The organism is Actinoplanes ianthinogenes (assembly GCF_018324205.1).
Lineage (GTDB): Bacteria > Actinomycetota > Actinomycetes > Mycobacteriales > Micromonosporaceae > Actinoplanes > Actinoplanes ianthinogenes.
On the sequence record NZ_AP023356.1, the window covers coordinates 2715765 to 2737492 of the forward strand.

At 74.5% G+C, this 21728-nt stretch carries 13 protein-coding genes; 4 read left to right on the forward strand and 9 right to left on the reverse strand.

Translation table 11 applies throughout. The features are described from left to right. Positions 1-27 precede the first annotated feature (27 nt). Positions 28-867, forward strand: coding sequence for an ABC transporter ATP-binding protein (locus Aiant_RS12530; protein ID WP_189335346.1), 840 nt, complete (start codon positions 28-30; stop codon positions 865-867). Between the two features lie 351 nt (positions 868-1218). On the opposite strand, the gene Aiant_RS12535 is transcribed toward Aiant_RS12530, so the two are convergent. The 7 genes from Aiant_RS12535 to Aiant_RS12565 all read right to left on the reverse strand — a co-directional run bounded on the left by Aiant_RS12535 (position 1219) and on the right by Aiant_RS12565 (position 15908). Further along, a complete protein-coding gene (locus Aiant_RS12535; protein ID WP_306415852.1) occupies positions 1219-2004 on the reverse strand; it encodes a DUF4142 domain-containing protein in 786 nt (261 codons plus the stop codon). Between the two features lie 169 nt (positions 2005-2173). Then, positions 2174-5113, reverse strand: coding sequence for an FtsX-like permease family protein (locus tag Aiant_RS46495; RefSeq protein ID WP_189335347.1), 2940 nt, complete (start codon positions 5111-5113; stop codon positions 2174-2176). Then, positions 5110-8103: an ABC transporter permease gene (locus tag Aiant_RS12545; protein ID WP_189335348.1), complete on the reverse strand. Its 2994-nt coding sequence runs from the start codon at positions 8101-8103 to the stop codon at positions 5110-5112. The genes Aiant_RS46495 and Aiant_RS12545 overlap by 4 nt, the downstream gene beginning before the upstream one ends. A 78-nt stretch (positions 8104-8181) precedes the next feature. Then, positions 8182-8835: an ABC transporter ATP-binding protein gene (locus Aiant_RS12550; protein WP_189335349.1), complete on the reverse strand. Its 654-nt coding sequence runs from the start codon at positions 8833-8835 to the stop codon at positions 8182-8184. After that, entirely contained in the window at positions 8832-11885 is a 3054-nt protein-coding gene (locus tag Aiant_RS12555) for an FtsX-like permease family protein (protein WP_189335350.1), read from the reverse strand. The genes Aiant_RS12550 and Aiant_RS12555 overlap by 4 nt, the downstream gene beginning before the upstream one ends. After that, positions 11882-14878: an FtsX-like permease family protein gene (locus tag Aiant_RS12560; RefSeq protein WP_189335351.1), complete on the reverse strand. Its 2997-nt coding sequence runs from the start codon at positions 14876-14878 to the stop codon at positions 11882-11884. Before Aiant_RS12560 ends, Aiant_RS12555 begins: the two co-directional genes overlap by 4 nt. Before the next feature lie 28 nt (positions 14879-14906). Beyond that, positions 14907-15908: a magnesium transporter CorA family protein gene (locus Aiant_RS12565; RefSeq protein WP_229831186.1), complete on the reverse strand. Its 1002-nt coding sequence runs from the start codon at positions 15906-15908 to the stop codon at positions 14907-14909. 41 nt (positions 15909-15949) lie between these two features. Here Aiant_RS12565 and Aiant_RS12570 point away from each other — a divergent pair, with 41 nt between their 5' ends. After that, positions 15950-16663: a nicotinamide mononucleotide transporter family protein gene (locus Aiant_RS12570; RefSeq protein ID WP_189335352.1), complete on the forward strand. Its 714-nt coding sequence runs from the start codon at positions 15950-15952 to the stop codon at positions 16661-16663. 114 nt (positions 16664-16777) lie between these two features. On the opposite strand, the gene Aiant_RS12575 is transcribed toward Aiant_RS12570, so the two are convergent. Further along, positions 16778-18205: an MFS transporter gene (locus Aiant_RS12575; RefSeq protein ID WP_189335353.1), complete on the reverse strand. Its 1428-nt coding sequence runs from the start codon at positions 18203-18205 to the stop codon at positions 16778-16780. 94 nt (positions 18206-18299) lie between these two features. Here Aiant_RS12575 and Aiant_RS12580 point away from each other — a divergent pair, with 94 nt between their 5' ends. Beyond that, a complete protein-coding gene (locus Aiant_RS12580; RefSeq protein ID WP_229831188.1) occupies positions 18300-18965 on the forward strand; it encodes a TetR/AcrR family transcriptional regulator in 666 nt (221 codons plus the stop codon). Positions 18966-19033: 68 nt separating this feature from the next. Then, positions 19034-19756 carry a ZIP family metal transporter gene (locus Aiant_RS12585; protein ID WP_189335355.1) on the forward strand — a complete coding sequence of 241 codons (723 nt, stop codon included), beginning with the start codon at positions 19034-19036 and terminating at the stop codon, positions 19754-19756. A 169-nt stretch (positions 19757-19925) separates the two neighbouring features. Here Aiant_RS12585 and Aiant_RS12590 read toward each other — a convergent pair whose 3' ends face one another. After that, complete coding sequence (locus tag Aiant_RS12590; protein WP_189335356.1) at positions 19926-21131, reverse strand: pyridoxal phosphate-dependent aminotransferase; 1206 nt, start codon at positions 21129-21131, stop codon at positions 19926-19928. Positions 21132-21728 lie beyond the last annotated feature (597 nt).

Below are 21728 nucleotides of genomic sequence, written 5' to 3' on the forward strand. Positions count from 1 at the left end.
ACGGTCCGGCACCGTTAGCGTGCTCTCATGAACGGACTGGCGGTCGCGTGCCGGCGGGTGGTGCACATCTACCGCGCCGAGGCGGGGGACGTGGTGGCCCTGGCCGGGGTGGACCTCTCCATCGCACCGGGCGAGACACTCGCCCTGGTCGGGCCCTCCGGGTCCGGCAAGTCCACATTGATCGCGCTGCTGGCGGGCCTGATGCGCCCGTCCGCCGGCCGGATCAACGTGGGTACCTACGACATGGGCAAGCTGTCCGACGCGGAGATCTCCCGGTTGCGCGGCACCGAGATCGGCGTGGTCCTCCAGGGCGCCGCCCGTAACCTGCTGCCCTATGCCACGTTGCACCGCAACATCTGGCTGGCCCAGCGGCGCGCCGCGCACACCCGCGGCATCAAGCTCGACGATCCCGACCGCATCCTCGACCTGGTCGGCCTGCCCGGTCAGGGCCGCCGCAAGCTGGCCGATCTCACCCCGGGCGGCCGCCAGCGCGCCGCCCTGGCGGTCGGCATCGCCACCGGCCCGGGACTGCTGCTGGTCGATGAGCCGACCAGCCGCCTGGACACCGCGGGCCGCGACGAGGTCCTGGATGCACTCGAAACGGTGAACCAGGAACGGGAGACCACGATCGTGGTGGTGACCCACGACAACGAGGTCGGCGCCCGCCTGGGCCGCGCGGTGACGATCCGCGACGGCCGGGTCGGCGCGGAGGGCCGCGACGGCCAGGACTTCGCGGTGGTCGCCGGCGACGGCACGGTCCAGCTCCCGCCGGAGGTGCTGGGTTCCTATCCGCCCGGCACCCTGTTCACCGTCCAGCACGTGGACGGCGAGGTCACCCTGGTCCCCGGCGGCACCGAAGCCGCCTGACCCGCCGTCCCGCCCAGCGCGAACCCCCGGCTGGTCCTGATGGCCCTATCCGCACACCCGACAGGGCCACCAGCACCAGCCGACCAAACCGGGCTGGCCCTGACGGCCCTACCCGCACACGCGACAGGGCCATCAGGACCAGCCGAGCAAACCGGGCTGGCCTTGATGGCCCTATCCGCGCACGCGACAGGGCCACCAGCACCAGCCGAGCAAACCGGGCTGGCCCTGACGGCCCTACCCGCACACCCGACAGGGCCACCAGCACCAGCCGAGCAAACCGGGCTGGCCTTGATGGCCCTACCCGCACACGCGACAGGGCCGTCAGGGCCAGCCCGGGTGGGCTTCGACGGGTCAGTAGTAGCGGCGCCGTCGGGGCTGGCCCGGCCACATCTTGCGGGTGATCAGGATGGCGGCGCCGAAGCTGGCGAGCACCACGACGATCACCACCGGCGAGCTCAGGCCGCCCGCCGGCTGGTTCGAGTCGGCCGAGGCGAGCGCCGCCGCGGGCGGAGCCGCGGCGGTCGTGGCGGCCGCCGGCGGCGGTGCGGTCGGCAGCGCGGCGAAGTCGACGATGTTGCTGCTCTCCAGCAGCGTCATGTGGGTCATCACGAACTGGTTGGCCCGCTGCGCCAGCTTGCGCACGGTGTCGTTGCGGGTGCTGGCCCGGATCGTCGCGATCGCCGGGAAGATCTTGCCGTGCGCGGCCCGCAGCCGGTCGATGTAGATCTGGTCGAAGTCGGTGCCCTCGGCGTCACGCATCTCGCCGAGCCAGCCCTGCTGGTCCGCGTTCGGCGCGTTGGGCAGGGTGATGCCGAGCTTCTTGGCGGCCGCCCGGTCCAGCTTGTCCAGCACCACGTGCTGGGCCGCGATGTCCTTGCCGATCTGCTGGATCCGCGGGTCCTTGGACTTCTCCTGCGCCATCTGACCGGCCGGGATCTCCCACAGGCCGGCCAGCCGGACCTTCACCACGAAGTCCCGGTCGGCGGCCGAGACGGCGCCCTCCCCGGTGTCGGTGATCAGTTGGTTCGGCGGATCCGGCACACCCGGCTCGGTCGCCTGGGCGGCCTGGGGCTGAAGCAGCACCATTGCCATGACCCCGACGACCAGCCCGATCCATCTCCGTTCGGTGGCGGCCACACGAACCTCCTCACAGCCCTCGCACAGCGTCCTCAAGCACGAGAACGGATCCGAGCCGCCCGATGGATCAAAGGAATCCAGAGTCTTTCGGCCCTGGCGCAACTTTCCGCGATGCGCTAGCCCTCGGCAGACCCGTTTGCGAAGATCGCGCCCGCGCCCGCAACGGCCCTCAGCCCACCCGCTTGCGCAGGTCGCGACCGCCCGCCACCGCGGCCAGCAGATAGGGCAGCAGGATCGCACCGGTCCACCCGAACAGGACACCCCACCGGGGCTGAGCCGGCAACGGCAGATCCGGCGGATCCACCCCGGCGAGCGGCAACGCCCACCCGGTCAGCCGCCACCCGGCCAGCCCGACCAGCATGCCCGCCACGACCGCGGCCGTGACCAGCACCGGATAGGTCCAGAATGTCGCCTGCCCGGCCGGGCCCCGCCGCAACCCCTGGATCCGCATCGCCACCAGGTCCTCGGTCCGCCGGCCGCGGTCCACCGCCACGGTCAGCACCAGTGCGCCCACCCCGAGCAGCGTCGCCAGGGCCGCCGCCAGCACGTAGAACCCCAGGGACAGCGCCGGTCCCTGGCGGTCGAGCCGGGCCCGGACCGCCGCCGTCCCGGTGTCGTCGGCGACGGTCAGCCCCTGCGCGGTCAGCCGCGCCACCGCGTCGGCCGGCGCGGCCGGGCTCAGCCACACCTGCGCGACCTGGGCGCGTTTGGTGCCGGAGGCGAGGAGTCCCGCATACCCCAGATCGACGAGGTAAGCCTGGCGGCCCAGCTGCGGCACGGCCGGCAGGGCGGTCACCGGGTCGACGCGCAGGGTGTCGTCGGCCAGGCCTTTGATCGCCTCGGGAGCGGCTCCGGCGTACGCGACGGGCAGCGGATCCGGCACCCCGGCGGGCCGCAACCGGGCCACCTCCGCATAGGACGGCGAGACGTCGACCTCGATCGTGACGCCGTCCGGCCCGGTGGTCGCCGTGCTCGTCGTGCTCGTCCCGGACATCAGCCATCGGTCGCCGAGCGAGTGGATCGTCAAGCGCGCCTTGACCTGGGCCGCCCCGCTCCCGCTGACCTGGAGCCCGTTGATCCGGCAGCCCGCCCGGCAGACCACCGGCCGCTCCCGGTACGTCGCCCGGCCCACCCGCAGCCGGCCCAGGTCGATCGTCGCCTCGCCGTCCAGCGAGGAGACGCTGGCGCTGAGCTGGAGCCGGTTGCTGCTGCTGGTGACGTCGACGGCGAGCTCCGGACCGTCGACCACGGTCGGCTCCACCGCGACCGGCCGGAGCCGACCGGCCACCGTGGCGGCCTGCGGCGCGTCCTGCGGCCAGGTCGCCACCGCGGCCAGCGCCTGGCTGTCCACCGCGAGCCCGGACACCGGGTGATCGGTGCCGCTGGAGAGCTGGGTGACCGCCATCGCCCAGTGCCCGTCCGGGTCGGCGGCCCGCACCGCGGCGAGCAACTGCCGCCCGGAGACCGGCTGCACGGTGAGCACCCGGGACGCGCCCGCGCCGAGCCGGGCCTGGGTGTCCCGCCCGAGCGTCCCGGTGTCCACCGCGCAGGCCGCGTAACCGGCCACCGCGGCGGCCGCCACCAGCAGCGCGAACAGCCGGGACGCGCCGGGCCGGCGGGTGAGCTGGAGGCCGGCCAGGGCCGGGCCGAGCCGGCCGCGGCGCAGCGCCCGGGCGGCGAACCGGCCGAGCACCGGAAGCAGCAGCCGGGACAGCAGCAGGGCCAGGGTGAGCAGGATGAGCGCGGGCGCGAACAGGCCGACCCCGGTCAGCGAGCCGTCCGACAGGACCAGCTGGACGCCGGTCACCACGGCCAGGACCAGCAGCACCGCCTCGCCGAACGGCACCCGGCCGGAGCCCGGCGCCGGGATCCGGCGCAGCAGCCCGGCGACCGGGCGGGTGAGCTGGCGGCGCTGGGCGGCGACCGCGGCGAGCAGCGCGATCAGGGCGGCGAGCGGGGCGTAACGCAGCGACGACCAGTCGGCGGCCTGGCCCACGCCGGGGAACCGGACGGCGGCCACCACGTTGATCAGCAGCTGCCCGGCGAGGCAGCCGGCCAGCGCCCCGGCCAGCACCGCGACCAGGCTCTCCCCCGCGGCCAGCCACCAGCGCGACCACCACCGGGCGCCGCGCAGCGCGACCACGGCCAGCTCGCTCTGCCGGCCGTCCGCGCCGTAGCCGACGGTCAGGTAGATGCTGAAGCAGGCGAGCAGCACCAGCGGCACGGCCAGCACCGGGACCAGCAGCCCGGACGCGGCCCGGCCCTGGTCGATCCGGTCCAGCAGCCGCGGGATGTCGGTGTCGATCTGGAGCGTCTCGTCCAGCTCGGCGGCGGACTGGTCCAGCCGGCGCAGCTCGGCGCGCAGCCGGTCGATCCGATCCACGTCGAGCACGCCCGGCGCGGCCACCCCGTCGATGGCCAGCTCGGTCCGCGTCCGGTCGGTGGCCGGCATGGTCATCGAGGTGGTGAAGACCGGCTCGCCGGAGCCGACGTCGGCGCCGCTGACGAAGTAGCCGTGCCGCCCCCAGTACGTCTCGCCGGGCTCGGTCGCCCGATAGGTCCCGGCGACGACCAGCGTCTTGGGCCTGCCCACCGGCACGAACCGCGGAACGCCGACCGAGCCGTCCGGCGCGGCACCGGAGAGCGTGATGTCGTCGCCCGGGACCAGGCCGAGCCGCTCCGCGGTCCGCTCGCCGAGCAGCACGTCGCTCTCGCCGAACAGGCAACGCCCGGTCACGATCGTGACGTGGGCGCAGACGTCCTGCCGGAAGACCAGGCGGGTCGGGTACCGATCGGTTTTCTCCAGCCCGACGGCCGGGGTCTCGGCGGAGTAGAAATACCGGAACCCGGGCAGCGCGATCAGGGTGCCGCCGAGGTCGGCGAAATCGTTGTCCGACCCGCCGATCATCGAGTCCTGCACGCCGCGGACGGTCAGCGTCAGCTCGCCGGTGGAGGCGGTGGCGACCTGCCCGGCCGCCACCGCGCGGTCGGCGGCGATGAGGTAAGCCGGGGCCGCCACCGCGGAGGCGACCGCCAGCAGCGACAGCAGGGCGAGCGTGACCGCCTGGCCACGGCGGTGCCAGACCATCGCCAGGACCAGGCTCATCATCGGCGCAACCCCCGGATCAGGGGCCGCAGCGCGAGCCAGCCCACCAGGCCGAACAGGATCAGGGCGGCGAGCGCGCCCAGTGTCACCACGCCGGGCGCCAGCGGCAACGGGGTGGCCAGCACCCGCCAGCCGTCGGTGAAGGCGGGCACCGGGGTGCCGGTCGTCGCCACGCTGACGATCGCGGCCAGCACCCCGATCACGACGCCGGCCAGGATCAGCGCGGCCGGCCCGGAGTAACCCGCCCCGATCGCGACCCGGGCGGGCAGGCCCTGCCGGCGCAGCGCGGCCAGCTGGTCGGCGAGCGAGCGCCGCTCGGCGGCGATGCCGACCGCGACGGTCGCGGCGGCCAGCAGCACCGCCGCGGCCCCGGCCAGCAGGGCGAACCGGACCACGGCGGCCGGGCCCTGCCCGCGCAGGCGCTCGGCGAGCTGCCCGGCGGTGGTGTCGGTGCCGATCGTGAGGCCGGCCGCGGTGAGCGCGTCGACGATCCCGGGCCGGGCATCGGGCGCCAGCCAGACCTGGAACTGCCCGCCCGGGTCGGCGACCGCGGCCAGCCGGCGGGTGGCGTCCAGGTCGACCATCACCCCGGACCGCCCGACCACCGGGAGCGCCGGGACGGTCGCGGTCACCTGGACCGGCGCCGGTTCCCCGTACGACTCCAGCAGCGCGTCGGAGTACCGCCACGCCTCGGGCAGCGCCCCGGCCAGCAGCACCGGCAGCGGCCCGTTGGTCCCGGCCGCCCACACCTCGGCACCGACGTGCTGCTGGCGGCCGCTGTTCTCGTCGGTGATCAGCCGCAGCGCGCCGTCGGCGGCGGCCACGTCCAGCGCCGACCCGACGGTCCCGGGCCGCCAGCGGGTGATGTCGCCGAGCGTCGACCCGTCCAGCACGACCGGCTCGGCCGCGTCCTGGCGCAGCTCCCGCACCGTGACAGCGGCGCCGGACGGCGGCGGCCGGGTGCGGCCGAGCTGGTCCGGCGCCGAGGTCAGCGACCAGTTGACGATCCGGCAGCCGGGCGCCGCGGCGCAGCCGTCGACGGCCGCGTCCACGGTGTGCTCGCCGGCGTCGAGCACCCCGAACGTGACGGTGACCGGCGCGCCGGTGGTCTCGTGCTGGAGGGTCAGGGTGAGCGCGACCGGCTGCGGCCCGTCCCGCCGGAACCGCAGGCTCAGCCGGTCACCGGTGACCGGCGGCAGCTCCGGTTGGTTCGCCGTGGCGGTGGCCAGCGGCAGCGCGCCGATCGGGCCGTAGTCCGGACGCCAGGCGGCGATCGCGGCGAGCCGGGTGGTGTCCACCTCCAGGACCCGCACGGCACTGTCCTGGCTGACCACCGCGGCCATCGCCTGCCGGCCGCCCGGGTCGGCCCGCCGAACCGCTTCGACGAGCGCGGTGCGGTTGGTGCCGGGCACCGTGAGGACCCGGGCCGCGCCCAGGTCGGCGGTGCTGCGCTCGGTGCGGGCCACGCCCTCGGCCCACTGGCCGCCGACCGCCGTCAGGAACAGCGCCACCCCGACCACGACCAGGGCGAACAGGCGTTCCGCGCCGGCGGAGCGGGACAGTTGCAGGGCGCTCAGGCCGAGCCGCAGCCGGCCGCCGCGCAGCGCCGCCCGGCCGGTGCGGGCGGCGACCCGGCCCAGCAGCCGGGCCGCGAGCAGGCCGACGGCCAGCGCGACCAGGGCCGGCGCGGCCGCGTCCACACCCACCGCCGGCCCGCCGGACCGCGCCTGGAAGAGCGCGGCCGCGGCGACCGCGAGCAGCAGCGCGTCGGTCAGGGCGGACCACCACGGGTTGCCACCGCCGGCCGCCGGGCGCAGCAGCGCCGCCACCGGGCGGCCCAGCACCACCGCCTCGACCAGGGCCAGGACGACCAGGCCGCCGATCAGCACGGCGCCCGCCGCGACCGCCGACCAGAGCAGGACGGCCGGCCGGTCGCCGGCCCCGGGATCCCCGCCGATCAGGAACCGGGCCAGCAGCACGCCGATCGGGGCGCCGAGCAGCACGCCGATCCCGAGCGGCACCAGGTGCTGTCCCCAGGCCAGCCGCAGCACCCCGGACCGGCTCACCCCGCGCAGCTTGAGCAGGGCGGCGTCGGCGCGCCGGGCCCGGGAGGTGTAGCGCCCGGCCAGGCCGATCGCGAACCAGGTGAGCACGACCAGCTGCACGCCGGAGGTGAGCACGCCGCGCAGCACGGTGGACCGGTCCTGCTCGACGGTGGCGAGCAGCCGGCGGGTGTTGCTGCTGAGCTGGATCTCCTCGATGCCCAGCCGGCCGTCGGCGGCGGCCAGCTCGGCGGCGAGCGCCCGGTCGCCGCGGATCACGGCGTCCGGCAGGACCACGTCGTAGACACTGGTCGTGGTCCACAGCGGCTTGGCCCGGAACGCGGTGACCGGGACGAAGACCGGGTCGATCCCGTTGACCGCGCGGAACGGCTCGCTCGCCCAGTAGGGCCCGTCCGGGTCCTGGCGGGTGTAGAGCGCCACCACCCGGACCCGGACCGTGCCGGAGACCAGCGAGGTCTGCATCTCCAGCGTGCCGCCCGGCCCGACACCGAGCCGGCGCGCCGACTCCTCGCTGATCGCGGCCTCGCCCGGCGCCGACGGACAGCGGCCGTCGAGGCGCACGTGCTCGCAGACGCCGTCCCGGAACGCCAGGCGCACCGGGGTGGTCGAGGCGCCACGCACCAGGTTGAGCGAGGCGCTGAGGCCGGTGACCGGCTCGCCGACCGGCAGCCGCAGCCCGTCGTGCACCCGGCCGGTGAACGTCTGCAGCGCGCCGGCCGGGTTGCCCTGCGTGTTCACCCCCCGCTGGGCGGTGAGCAGCCGCTCGGCGGGGCCGGCCGCGGCGAGGTCGGCGGCCGCGGACCGGTCCGCCGACGCATAGGCGAACCACGGCCCGGCCACCGCGACGGCCGCCGCGACGGTGGCCAGCACCAGAATCGTCAGCACCTGTGCGGTCCGGGTCCGCACCGCGCCGAGCACGAGCGCGAACATCGATCCTCCCCGTTTCTCCGGGCAGGTTACGCGGTCGGCGCCCGTCGTGGGGACCGTAAGTTCCGGACTGTGGACAACTCAGCCACGTGCCCAGGTCGCGATGCCGTCGACGAGATGCAACTCCCGGTCACAGACCGCGGCCGCCTCCGGGTCGTGGGTGGCCAGCACCACGGTCGCGCCCCGGTCCGCCTCGGCGCGCAGCAGCTCCAGCACCTTCTGCCGGTTGGCCGCGTCGAGCTCGCTGGTCACCTCGTCGGCCAGCACCACCTCGCCGTGCAGGGCCAGCCCGCGGGCGATCGCGGCCCGCTGCTGCTGGCCGCCGGAAAGCTCCTCGATCAGCTGATTCGCCTGCCCGGCCAGGCCGACCGCGGCCAGCGCGTCGGCGGTCCGGCGGCGGGCGTCGGCCGGTGAGCCGCCGGTCGCGATCACCGCCACCGAGATGTTCTCGGCCGCGGTCAGGATCGCGGCCAGTCCGTTCTCCTGGGGGATCAGCACCACGCCGCGCCCGACCGCGGCGTCCCGGTCGCCGAGCGGCGCGCCGGCCACCGTCACCGCGCCCGAGCGCGGCGGCAGCAGCCCGGCCATCGCGCTCAGCAGAGTGGTCTTGCCGGCTCCGGAAGTTCCGGTGATGGCGAGCACCTCGCCGGGGCGGGCGCTGACCGTCACGCCCCGCAGCACCGGCTCACTCGTCCCGTACCCCAGATCCACCGATGCCAGGTCCACCGAAGTCATCCGTTCCTCCCGTTCACGGTCTTCGATTCGATGCGATCACGCAGATCACGCCCGGTGGCCAGGGCCACCAGGAAGAGCAGGGCGGCCACCGCACCGCAGGCGCCGGCCACGACACCGGGCCGCGGCCAGGCCGGCAGCGGCAGGTCCGGCGGGGTGAGCCCGGCCAGCGGCAGGGTCCAGCCGGTCAGCGCCCAGGCGCCGAGGGCCACCAGCAGACCGACGAGGGTCGCGGCGAAAACCAGGATGGCGTACGTCCAGAGCGCCGCCCGCCCCGCAGCCCCCCGTCCCAGCCCCTGAATCCGCAGCGCGCTCAGGTCCTCGACCCGGCGCCCCCGGTCCACCGCCGCCGCGAGCACGAGAGCTCCCGCCCCGAGCAGCACCGCGAGCCCGGCCGCCAGCACGTGGAACCAGAGCGCGAGCGCCGGCCCCTGCACGTGCAGCCGCCGGGCGGTCAGCGCGGCCCGGTGGTCGCCGGTGACGGTCAGGCCCTGCGCGGACAGCCGGTCCACGATGTCGGCCGGGGCCCGGTCGTTCAGCCACACCTGGGGCAGCTGCGCCTGCGCCGCGTCCACCGCCACCCGGTCGGCGTACTCCAGGTCGACCAGCGTGGCGTGCCGGCCCAGGACCGGCACCGCGGGCAGCCCGGCGATCGGCACGACCGGCAGCGGGTTGGCGTCCAGGCCGGTCAGCACCGCGCCGGGCGGCAGCGGGCCGGCGTGCGCGGCGGGCAGCGGCCACGGCGTGTCGACCGGCTGCACCCAGGCCGCCGCGGACAGCCCGCCGGAGGCGTCCACGTCGATCCGCAGCCCGGCCGGGTCGGCGCTCAGCCGCCCGTTGCGCGGCATCCGCCACCGGCCCGGCTCCCGCAGCCGTTCGGCGGGCACCGCGTCGGCGACCGGGTTCACGCTGCCCAGCTCGTTGATCACCACCCGGCCGGTGATGCCCAGCGCGGTGCCGACCGCGGTCAGCCCGATCCCGTTGAGCCGGCAGCCGCCCTGGCAGACCGGCACCCGCTGCTGGTACGTGCGCCGCCCCGGCTGGAGCTCCCCGAGCTGCACCTCGGTGTCGCCGCGCCCCTGGACCGAGGTGAGCGCCAGGCTGATCCGCAGCCGTTTGCCCGCACCCAGGCCGCTGGTGGTGGCCACCACGCTGACGTCGGTGCCGGACAGGACCGGCGGCGGCTCGGCCGTGTCCGGGCGCAGCCGCCCGGCCACGCTCCGGGCGGTGGGCGCGTCGTCCGGCCAGTCGGCGACCACGGCGAGCCGGGTGCTGTCCACCGCCAGGCCGCCGGGGATGGACGGGCCGCCGCTGGGCAGCCGGCTGACCGCCATCGCGAAGTCGCCGTGCGGGTCGACGGCGCGGACCGCGGCCAGGAGCTGCTGCCGGTAGACTGGTCCCACGTCGAGCACCCGGGCCGCGCCGGTGCCGAGGACCGCCTCGACGTCCCGGCCGCGGGCCGCGGTGTCCACGGCGCAGGCCGCGTACCCGGCCACCCCGACGGTCGCCACCAGCAGCGCGAACAGGCGTTCGGCGCCGGGACGGCGGGACAGCTGGAACCCGGCCAGCGCGGTGCCGGGTCGGCCGCGGTGCAGCGCGCGGGCCGCCGCGCCGGTCACCACCGGCACCAGCAGCCGCGATGCGACCAGCGCGAACGCGAGGATCAGCAGGGCCGGGGCGAACAGGCCGAGCCCGGTCAGCGAGCCGTTGGAGACGGCCAGCTGGATCCCGGCGACGACGGCCAGGACCACCACCACGGCCTCGGTGATCAGCACCCGCCGGCCGCGCCGGGCCGGGGTGCGGCGCAGCAGCGTGCTGACCGGGCTGAGCAGCTGACGGCGCTGGGCGGCGACCGCGGCGAGCAGCGCCGCGACGGCGGCGAGCGGGGCGTAGCGCAGCGACGACCAGCCCGGGTCCACGCCGACGCCCGGGAACCGGTTCGCCGCCACCGCGTTGACCAGCAGTTGCCCGGCGAGGCAGCCGAGCAGGGCGCCGGCCAGCACGGCGACCAGGCTCTCCCCGGTGGCCAGCCACCACCGGGTCCACCAGCGGGCGCCGCGCAGCGCGACCACGGCCAGCTCGTTCTGCCGACCCTCGGCGCCGTAACCGACCGCCAGGAAGATGCTGAAGCAGGCGAGCAGCACCAGCGGCACCGCCAGCACCGGGACCAGCTGGCGGGCGGCGGCCCGGCCCGCGTCGATCCGGTCCAGCAGCCCGGGCAGGCCGGTGCTGAGCTGCACCGCGGAGCCGAGCTTGCCGGCCGTCTCCCGCAGCCGCTCCACCCCGGCGCGCAGCTCGCCGAGCCGGTCCACGTCGAGCACGGCCGCCCCGGCGGTGCCGTCGATCGACACGTCGGTGCCCGGGTGGTCCATCGCCCGCACGGTCGCCATGATCGTGAAGACCGGCTCGCCCGGCCCGCGCCCGGGCGTCGCGGTGAAGTAGCCGTGCGTCCCCCAGTACGCCTCGCCGGCGTCCCGCACCGCGTAGGTGCCGACCACAGTGAGCCGCTGCGGGATCGCCGCCGGCAGGTATCCCGGTGCGCGCGGGTCGTCGTTGAACCGGGCCCCGGTCAGCGTCACCGGGTCACCGGGCCGCAGCCCGAGTCGGGCCGCGGTCCGCTCGCCGAGCAGCAGCTCGCCCTCGCCGGCCGGGCAGCGACCGGCCCGGATCCTCAGGTGGTCGCAGACCCGCTGGCGGAAGACCATCCGGGAGGCGAACTCCAGGGTCGGCTCGATGCCGACGGCCGGGTACTCGGCGGCGTAGACGTAATCGAACCCGGGGAGGTCGACCAGGGCCGCGCCGACCGTGGTGAAGTCCACCGGCGGCGGCGCGTCCGGGTCGGCGCCGGCCCGCGCGTCCAGCGACGCGGCGATGCTCACGCCCAGCTCGCCGGGGGCGGCGGTGGCGATCTGCCCGGCCGCGACCGCCCGGTCGGCGGCGATCAGGTAGGCCGGGGCGGCCACCGCCGCGGCGACCGCCAGCAGCGCGAGCAGGGCCAGGGTGACGGCCTGGCCGCGGCGCCGCCAGACCATGGCGAGGACGAGGCCGGTCACAGCACGGCTCGCAGACGGCGGACCAGCGGCTGCACGGCCAGCCAGCCGGTCAGGCCGAGGAGGGCGGAAGCGGTCAGCAGGCCGAGGCCGAGGGCGATGCCGCCGAGCGGGGCGGGCAGCGGCAGCACGTCCCAGCCGTCGGTGAAGGCGAGCACCCGGGTGCCGGTCAGCGGGGCGGTGAGCAGCGCGGCCAGGGTGCCGCCGAGCAGGCCGGCGACGATCGGGGCGGCGGTTCCGGCGTACCCGACGGCGACCGCGACCCGGGTCGCCAGCCCCTGCAACCGGAGGGCGCGCAGCTGGTCACCGGCGCCGCGCCGGTCCACCGCGGCGGCCACCGCGCAGGTCGCCGCCGCGAGCAGCAGCGCGGCCAGGCCGGCGAGCAGCCCGAACCGGGTCACCGCGGCCGGTCCCTGCCGCCCCAGCCGGTCGAACCGATCGGCCCGGGTGCCGTCCCCGGACACCTGGAGGCCGGCCGCGGTCAGCGCCGCGACCAGGGAGTCCGGCGCGCCGGCGGCCAGCCAGACCTGATATTCGCCGGGCGGCTCGGCGTCGCCGGTCAGCCGCCGCAGCGCGTCGAGGTCGGTCAGCACCCCGGAGCGGCCGAGCACGGGCACCGCCGGCACGTGCGCGCGGACGCTGATCGGCATCGGACTGCCGCCGAGGGTGATGGTCGGGTCGTCGAGCCGCCAGCCGTCCGGTTCCGGCCCGGCCAGCACCACCGGCAGCGGCAGCGGGGTGTCCACGGCCCACGCCTCCGCGCCCGCCGACGGCAGGTGCATGGCGTTCTGGTCGGGCGACAGCCGCAACGCGCCGCCGGCGGTGGAGACGTCCAGCGCGGCGCCGTCCGCGCCGGCCCGCCACCGCGTCACATCGCCGAGTTCGGCCGGGCCGAGCAGGTCCGCCGCCGGGTTCGCCTGTGCCATGTCGCGGACGACCACCGCACTCCCGGGCGACGCCGGCCCGGCCGTCCCGTCCCGCGCGGCGGGAGCGGTCACCGTCCAGCGCACGATCCGGCAGCCGGGCGCTGTCGCGCAGCCCCGCACCGGAGCGCTGACCTCCTGCTCCCCCGCACGCAGAGCGCCGAACGGCACCACCGACGGCACACCGGTCCCGTCGTGCCGCAGGGTGAGCGTGAGCTGCACGGGCGCCGGCCCGTCCCGCCGCACCCGCACGGTCAGCCGGTCCCCGGTCACCAGCGGCAGCCCCGGCCCGGCGTCCCCGGCCGCGGGCGGCGTCACGTCCAGCGGCGCCCGCTCGGCCACCGCGGCGAACCGCGCGCTGTCCACCGACAGCACCCGCGGCTCGCTGGTGGTGTCGACCACCACCGCCATCGCCCGGGTCCCGCCCGGGTCGGCCGTGCGGACCGCGGTGAGCAGCGCGATCCGGTTCGCCGCCTGCACCCGCAGCACCCGGGGCGCGCCGCTCTCGGCGGCGCTGCGGTCGTCCCGGGCGGCGCGTTCGCCGGCCCACGCGCCGGTCGCGGTGAGGAACACCGCGACCGCCACGACCAGCAGCGCGACCACCCGGTCGGTCCCGGGCTGGCGGGACACCCGCAGCGCGGTGAGGCCGGCCGGCAGCCGCCCGCCGCGGACCCAGGCCGCGCCGCCGCGGTCCGCGGCCCGGGTCAGCAGCCGGGCCAGCAGCAGCGCCACGGCCAGCGCGAGCAGCACCGGGGCGGCCCGGGCCAGACCCGCACCGTCGGCCCCGGCCGTCCGGGACTGATAGACGGCCGCCCCGGCGACCGCCACCAGCAGCAGGTCGGCCAGACCGGACCGCCAGGTGCCGGCGGTCGCGGTGCCGGCGCCGCGCAGCAGGTCCGGCACCGGCCGGCGCAGCACCAGCGCTTCCAGCACGGCGAGCACGAGCAGGCCACCGAGCAGCACGGCGGCGACCGCCCCGAGCGACAGCAGCACCGCGCTCCGCCGGTCGCCGGGGTCGGTGACCGGGCCGGCCAGCAGCCGGGCCAGCAGATATCCGGCGGGGGCGCCGAGCAGGGCGCCGGCCAGCAGCGGGACCAGGTGCTGGCCCCAGACCAGGCGCAGCGTGCCGAGCCGGCTCGTGCCGCGCAGCTTGAGCAGGGCGGCGTCGGCGCGGCGGTCCCGGCCGGTGTAGCGACCGGCGAGCCCGATCGCGAACCAGGCGAGGACCAGTGTCTGCACGGCGGCGGTGGCGACGCCGTCGCGGATGGCCACCCGGTCCCGGTGCAGCGTGACGAGCAGGCCGGCGCTGGTGGTGACCAGGCGGACCTTGGCCGCGGCCAGCCGGGCGTCGGTCTCGCGCAGCTCGGCGGCCAGGTCGAAGCCGCCGGCGCCGCGGAAGAGCCGGTCCGGCACCTGCCCGTCGAGAGTGAGCGTGGGTGACCGGAGCACGTCGGCCGCGAACGTCGACAGTGGGGTGAAGGCCGGGTCGAGACCCTGGTCCTTGCGGTACAGCGGGTCGCTCCAGTACGGACCGTCCGGCTCCCGGGGCGTGTAACGGGCCACCACGGTGAGCGTCACCGTGTCCTGTCCCGGGCTGTCGACCAGGGAGAACCGGTCGCCGGGAGCGAGGCCGAGGCGCGTCGCGGCGTCCCGGCTGATGGCGGCCTCGCCCGGGCGGGACGGGCACGGGCCGTCCAGGGTGACCCGGTCGCAGAACTGCTCACGGTACGCCGCCGGCAGCACCGGGCGGGCCGGGCCGGTTGCCACGTTCAGGGGCTTGACCAGGCCGTACACCGGCTGGTCGAGGGTCATCGGGAGCAATGGGCGTACCGAAGCTCGAAAGTCCTCCAGGGCCCCGGCGGCGTCGCCACCGGTGAGCGCACCCTGTCTGATCGACAGCATCCGCTGCGCCGCGGGCGCGGCGGCGAGATCCACCTCGGCGGCCCGCGCGGTGGCGGCCGCGGCATACCACGGAGCAGCCGCGGCGATCGCGGTGGCCACCACGGTCAGCGCCAGGATCGTGAGCACCTGCGCGGTCCTGGTCCGCACGGCACCGAGAACGAGCGCAAGCATCCATCACCCCCGATAACCGGGGATGCTATTACAACCAGCCGCGTTTCTTGAGGTAGAAGAAGAGGCCGGTGGCCGTGAGGACGATCAGAGTCATGCTCTGCGCGTAACCCCAGAGCTGCCCGAATCCGGGATACGGCAGGTTCTGTCCGAAATAGCCGGTGAGCGCGGTCGGCACCGCGATGATCGCGGCCCAGGCGGCGAGCTTGCGGGTGACGTCGTTGAGCACGTTGCTCTGCTCGGCGAGGTCGGCGTCGAGCAGCTCGTTGATCCGGGTGAGCGAGTGCTCGATCGACTCGACGGCCCGTTTGGCGTGGTCCTCGACGTCCCGGTAATACGGCTTCAGGTGATCGTTGACCAGCTCGATCTCGGCCCGGTTCACCTCGTTGACCACGTCCGGCATGGGCGCCACCGCCCGGCGCAGGGCGGCCAGCGCGCGGCGCTGCTCATAGCCGCGCATCCGCACCTCCCGGGGTGCGCCGCCCGCCACGAGCAGCACGTCCTCGACCGAGTCCATCGCCTCGTCGATCGACCGGGCCGCGCTGTACTGACCGTCGACGACCAGGTCGAGCAACCCGTAGACCAGGAAGTTGACCCCGCCCTTGGCGGCCAGGTCCGGCTCGGCGTCCCAGCGCTCGATCAGCCGCCGCACGTCGGACGGCGACTTGCGCACCGTGATCACCACGCGGTCGGTGATGAACGCGCTGATCTCCGTCTTGTGCACCTGCGGCCCGGAGTCGGCGGGCTGGTACTCCACCGCGTAGACGTTGACGAACAGGTGGCCGGGATAGTGGTCCAGCTTGGGGCGCTCGTGCTCGGCGAGGGCGTCCTCGACGGCGAGCGGGTGCAGGCCGAACTCGTCGGCGACGGCCGCGAGATCGGCCTGTTGCGGCTGGTAGAGGTCCACCCAGGCGAACGACTCGGCACGCTCGCGCAGGTGGCCGGCGAGCGCGCCGAAATCGAAGTCCTGCTCGATCACCCGGCCCCGCTCGTAGAGCCGGGTCTGCATCGGACAGGAGATCACTGTGGTCACCGTCCCACTATGCCCGTAGGGAAACGGGTCTACCATGAGCCGTGACTTGGCTCGACCATCTGCTGACCTCGTTCTACACCGCCAAGTGGCAGGTGACCCCGGACCAGGCGATCTATTGGCGGGAGATCGTCGGGAACGCGTTCGGTCTCGGCTCGGCGCTGTTCGGGCTGCGCCGCAACGCGTGGGCCTGGCCCGTGGGGATCGTCGGCAACCTGCTGCTGCTCACCGTCTTCCTCGGCCAGGCGGTCGGCAACGACCAGGGCACCCCGCTGTACGGCCAGGCCGCCCGCCAGGTCTTCTTCCTGATCACCAGCGTGTACGGCTGGTGGCGCTGGCAGCGCAACCGGCGGATCGAGCACGGCGCCGCGGTGATCCCGCACTGGGCCGGCCACCGGCAGCGCCTGATCTTCATCCCGGCCGCGCTGGCCGCCGTGGCCGGTTGCTTCTTCGTCTTCCGCGCGATCGGCGCCGGCTTCCCGGTCCCGTGGTGGTACTACCTGGCCGACTCATGGATCTTCGTGGGCTCGATGCTGGCGACCTTCGCGATGGCCCGGGGCTGGGTGGAGTTCTGGCTCTGCTGGATCGCCGTGGACCTGGTCGGCGTCCCCGAGCTGCTGCACTTCGGCTACTACCCCTCAGCGGTGCTGTACGCGGTCTACGCCGGCTTCGTCATCTGGGGCTTCGTCGTCTGGCTGCGCCTGTCCCGCCGGTTCGAAGCGCGTCAGGATCAGGTGTACGCCCACGCCGGCAACTAGCCCCCAGAAGCGGGCCGGAGAACGACACCAGGACCGCGATGAATCCGGCTACCAGGGCACTTGCTTTCACCGCAGGAGTCGAACACGTCCGGTCCGACTCCTGCGGCGGGGGCATCAGACCGTCTCAAGCACAGGGACCACCAGGGGCTCCGCGGCGGGCCGCGCCTTGCGCAGCATCCAGAGGCTGACCGGCACCCCGACGATGACCAGCGCCGCGGCGATGACCAGGGAGAACTGGTAGCCGACCAGGTAGCGGTGCAGCTCGGTGCCGGTCGCGGCGCCGGCCCGGTTGCTCAGGATCGCGCCGAGGACCGTCACGCCGAGCAGGCCGAAGACCTCGCGGGAGACGTTGAGCATGCCGGAGGCGACACCGGCGCGCTCGGCCGGGAGGGCGCCGACGACGACCTGGCTGAGCGGGATGAGCAGGCCGCCGCCGACGCCGTAGAGGGCGAACCACGGCAGCAGGTCCAGGTACTCGGTGCCCTCGCCGTACTGGGCGATGCCGGCGATCGCGGCGCCCATCACCGCGAGGCCGAAAGCGGTCACCCGGGCGACGCCGAAGCGGGCCTCGAAACGGGGCGCCAGGATCGCGCCGACGGCGGTGATCAGGGCCAGCGGGACGAAGCCGGCGCCGGCCTCGGTGGGCGAGAAGCCGAGCACGTTCTGCAGGTAGATGGCCATGTAGAAGTAGATGCCGAAGACGCCGAACGCCCACAGGCCCATGGCCAGCAGACCACCGGTGAACATCCGCAGGCGGAAGAAGGCCAGGTTCACCATCGAGTCGGGGGTGCGGGCCTGCTGGATCACGAAGGCGGCCGCGGCCACGGCGGCGACCGCGAACGATCCGAGGATGAGGCCGGAGGTCCAGCCCTCGGCGTCACCCTCGATGAGGGCGTAGGTCAGGGCGAACAGCGCGAGCGAGGACGTGATCAGGCCGATCGGGTCCATGCGCCGCAGCAGGTTGGTCCGCTCGGCGGCCCGGCCGCGCGGCATGGTGGCCAGCGAGAGCGCCAGGGTGGCCACGCCGATCGGCAGGTTGATCAGGAAGATCCAGCCCCAGGAGGCGTGCTGGCTGAGCACGCCGCCGGTGAGCGGGCCGATGGCCAGGGCCAGGGCGCCGACCGCGCCCCAGATGCCGATCGCGGTGCCGCGCTCCTTCGGGTCCGGGAAGAACTCCTGCAACAGCGCCAGAGCGGCGGGCGAGAGCAGGGCCGCGCCGATGCCCTGCACGGCACGGGCGCCGATCAGCAGTTCCTGGCTTCCGGCCAGGCCGGCGGCGACCGAGGCCACCGTGAAGATCCCCAGGCCGCTGAGGAACACCATGCGGTGGCCCAGGACGTCGCCGATGCGTCCGCCGGCCAGCAGCAGACCGGCGAAGACCAGGATGTACGCGCTGGTGATCCACTCCAGGCCGGAGATGCTCAGGTTCAGCTCGCGCTGGATGCTCGGCAACGCGACGTTGACCACGTTGTTGTCGAGGTAGGTCATGAAGGTGCCGAGCGCGACCGCGACCAGCGCCCACCACCGGCGGTTCTTCTCCATCAGTCCATCTCCCCTGTACGTCGTACCTGTACGGCGTCCTTGTACGTTGTACATGTACCTAGTACATGAGACCTGTACGTTGTATGGTTGTCAAGTGACTCCGGCAGAACGACTCAGCAAGGCGGCCGTGGCCGAGCGCGCACTGCGCCTCGGTGACGAGGAAGGCCTGGACGCCGTCACCATCCGCCGCCTGGCCAAGGAGCTGGGCGTCACGCCGATGGCGCTGTACTGGCATTTCAAGAACAAGGACGAGCTGCTGCTGGGCATCGTCGACCACGTGCTCAGCGACGTCCGGGCGGACCGCAGCGCCGGCGATCCGTGGCAGAAACAGCTGCGCGCCATCGTCGAGACGGTGGTCGGGGTGATGCGCGCCCACCCGTGCCTGCCGGACCTGCTGCACGCCGCGGACAAGACCCAGGCGGAGAGCTTCACCCGGGCCACCAACGACACCCTGACGCTGCTGGCCGAGGCCGGTTTCGACGTCGAGGAGTCCTACTGGATCGCGATGTACCTGCTGAACGGCGCCATGGGCCTGGTCGCCGCCCAGCCCGACTGCCCCGCCGGCGTGCCGCCCGAGCAGGCCGACGAGTGGCGCCGCCAGAAACGGGTCATGCTGGAGTGCCTGCCCGCCGACAGGTTCCCCATGATGATCGAGTTCGCGAAAACCTATCGCCGGCCGCCGGACATCGAGCGCTACTACGCCTTCGGCCTGGACCTGCTGATGTCCGCCGTCGAGTCGATGGCCGCCCGCACCCACTGACCCAGGCCTACTGTCCCGCCGAGGCGGGTAAGCCCGGTGGGCGGGACGGTGGACGGGAGGGTGAGCGGATGGTCGCGGCGTTTCTCTGGGGTGCGCTCGGGGCTTCGGCGCTGCTGGTGGGGGCGTTGCTGGCGTACCGGATGCGGCCCGGCCGGCGGCTGATCGCGGCGGTGATGGCGGTGGGCAGCGGGCTGCTGCTCGGTTCGGTGTCGTTCGAGCTGGTCGACGAGGCGCTGAAGTCGGGGAAAGTGGCCGCGGTCGGGCTGTTCGTGCTGATCGGGGCGGCGGTCTTCGCGGCCGGGGACTGGCTGTTGAGCCGGCGCGGTGGCGGGGACCGCAAGGACGCCGGCGGCGATCAGGCGGAGGGTTCGCCGCTGGCCATCGTGCTCGGGTCGGTGCTGGACGGGATCCCGGAGTCGTTCGTGCTCGGGCTGACCGTGCTCCAGGGGCAGGTGAGCGTGGCGCTGCTGGCCGCGGTGCTGCTCTCCAACCTGCCGGAGGGGATGGCCTCGTCGGCCGGGCTGCGGACGGCGGGCTGGCCGCAGCGGCGGGTGCTGCTGATGTGGTCGGCCGTGGTCGCGGTCTCCGCGGTCGCCTCCGCCGCCGGTTACGTCCTCTTGGACTCGGGCGGCGGGACGACCGGCGCGCTGGTGCAGGCGTTCGCCGCCGGTGCGCTGCTGGCCATGCTGTCGGACACCATGCTGCCCGAGGCCTACGCGGTGGAGGGTCCGCTCACCGGCCTGCTCGTGGTCTCCGGCTTCGCCGTCTCGATCGCCCTCTCCGCCGCCTGAGCACCCGTTCCGGCCGCCTTCCACCATCCTCGCTGCCGCGATGCCACCCGTACGCTTCCGGATCCTCTTTCGGTACGACTCGCAGCCGGCGTGCCCGTCGGCTCGCGACACTGCGGCCCACCCCGGACCGCGGCGCGTGTCGTGCGGGTCCGCGGTGGGCCGGGTGCGGTTACTGCTGGTAGGTGGAGAGGAAGGTGCGGATCCGGCCGACGGCGTCGTCGAGGACCTCGGTGGGGGCCAGGAAGACCAGGCGCAGGTGGTCGGGGGTGTCGATGTTGAAGCCGGTGCCGTGCGAGATCAGCAGGTGTTGCTGTTCCAGGAGGTCGATGACCAGCTTCTCGTCGTCGTGGATCTTGTGGATCTCGGGGTCCAGACGGGCGAACAGGTAGAGCGCGCCGGAGGGCTTCACGCAGTCGACGCCGGGGATGGAGACGAGCTCGCGCCAGGCGTGGTCCCGCTGTTCGAGCAGGCGCCCGCCGGGGCGGATCAGCTCCTCGATGCTCTGGTATCCGCCGAGGGCGGTCTGGATGGCGTGCTGGGCCGGGACGTTCGGGCAGAGACGCATGTTGGCGAGCATCTGCAAACCGTCCAGATAGTCCGCGTCACCGCCGGGGAAACCGCTGGTGGCGAGCCAGCCGGAGCGGAATCCGGCGGCGCGGTAGGTTTTCGACAGGCCGCCCATGCTGACCACCGGCACGTCCGGGGCGAGCGCCGCGAGGGTGTGGTGGCGCGCGCCGTCGAACAGGATCTTGTCGTAGATCTCGTCCGCGAAGATCATCAGGCCGTGCTGGCGGGCCAGCTCGATCATGCCGAGCAGGGTCTCCTCGGAGTACACGGCGCCGGTCGGGTTGTTCGGGTTGATCACGACGAGGGCCCGGGTGCGTCCGGTGATCCGGGAGGCCAGATGCTCCAGGTCGGGCTGCCAGCCGCTGCTCTCGTCGCAGCGGTAATGCACGGCGCGACCGCTGCACAGGTTCACCGCGCCGGTCCACAGCGGATAGTCGGGGCTCGGCACCAGCACCTCGTCACCGGTGTCGAGCAGCGCCTGGAGCACCATCACGATCAGCTCGGAGACGCCGTTGCCGAGCATCACGTCGTCCGGCTGGACGCTGGTCACACCCTGGTTCTGGTAGTACTGCGCGACCGCGACGCGCGCCGAGTAGATGCCCCGCGCGTCGCTGTAGCCCTGCGCGTCCGCCAGATTGTGGATCACGTCCGCCATGATCGGATCGGGCGTGGCGAGACCCCACGGGGCCGGGTTGCCGAGGTTGAGCTTGAGGATCCGGTGACCCGCGGCCTCCAGCTCCTGTGCCCGCCGCAGCACCGGACCCCGGATGTCGTAACGGACACTCTTCAGCCGCTGCGCCTGCCGCATCGAAACTCCTCCAGGTCGGCATAGCCGAGACCACTCGGCATACCCGGGGAACGATGCCAGCCCGGGGCGAGTTCCTCCAGCGAACCAGCCGACAAAGGGCCGCCGGCCCGGCATTGGACCCGGCCCGGACGTCCCGGATGGTGAGCACGGCGTCCGTACCGTGAATCGGATTCTCAGTTTGCGGCCTTCTCCTCCAGCGCCTTGGCGACGGCCGCCGCGCCCCGCCGACCCGCAGCTTGATCTTGATGCCGAGCCCGGCCCGTCCAGCTCTCCCCCGACCTGATCGTCAGAGCCGGCGACGGCCTGGTCGTCCGGCTCCCCTGAGGACTCGTCGTCAAGGCACCTGCCAGGTGGGCGCACACGCCGCGAGCCCGACGTGATCGTGGAGTTGGCCGGCAACCCCTCGGGCTGGTCTCCACGGCCCTAACCGGTGCCCGGCAAGGGCCGTAGAGGCCAGCCCGACCACCCCGGCTGGACCACAGCGCCCTAACCCGTACCCCGACAGGGCCATGGAGACCAGCCCGACCACCCCGGCTGGACCACAGCGCCCTAACTCGTACCCCGACAGGGCCGTGGAGACCAGCCCGACCACCCCGG

Excerpts from the sequence above, each read along its gene's own strand:
- Aiant_RS12585 (WP_189335355.1), top strand. The coding sequence starts at position 19,034 with ATGGTCGCGGCGTTTCTCTGGGGTGCGCTCGGGGCTTCGGCGCTGCTG.
- Aiant_RS12545 (WP_189335348.1), bottom strand. The coding sequence starts at position 8,103 with ATGTTCGCGCTCGTGCTCGGCGCGGTGCGGACCCGGACCGCACAGGTG.
- Aiant_RS46495 (WP_189335347.1), bottom strand. The coding sequence starts at position 5,113 with ATGATGAGCCTGGTCCTGGCGATGGTCTGGCACCGCCGTGGCCAGGCG.
- Aiant_RS12550 (WP_189335349.1), bottom strand. The coding sequence starts at position 8,835 with ATGACTTCGGTGGACCTGGCATCGGTGGATCTGGGGTACGGGACGAGT.
- Aiant_RS12560 (WP_189335351.1), bottom strand. The coding sequence starts at position 14,878 with ATGCTTGCGCTCGTTCTCGGTGCCGTGCGGACCAGGACCGCGCAGGTG.
- Aiant_RS12590 (WP_189335356.1), bottom strand. The coding sequence starts at position 21,131 with ATGCGGCAGGCGCAGCGGCTGAAGAGTGTCCGTTACGACATCCGGGGT.
- Aiant_RS12575 (WP_189335353.1), bottom strand. The coding sequence starts at position 18,205 with ATGGAGAAGAACCGCCGGTGGTGGGCGCTGGTCGCGGTCGCGCTCGGC.
- Aiant_RS12530 (WP_189335346.1), top strand. The coding sequence starts at position 28 with ATGAACGGACTGGCGGTCGCGTGCCGGCGGGTGGTGCACATCTACCGC.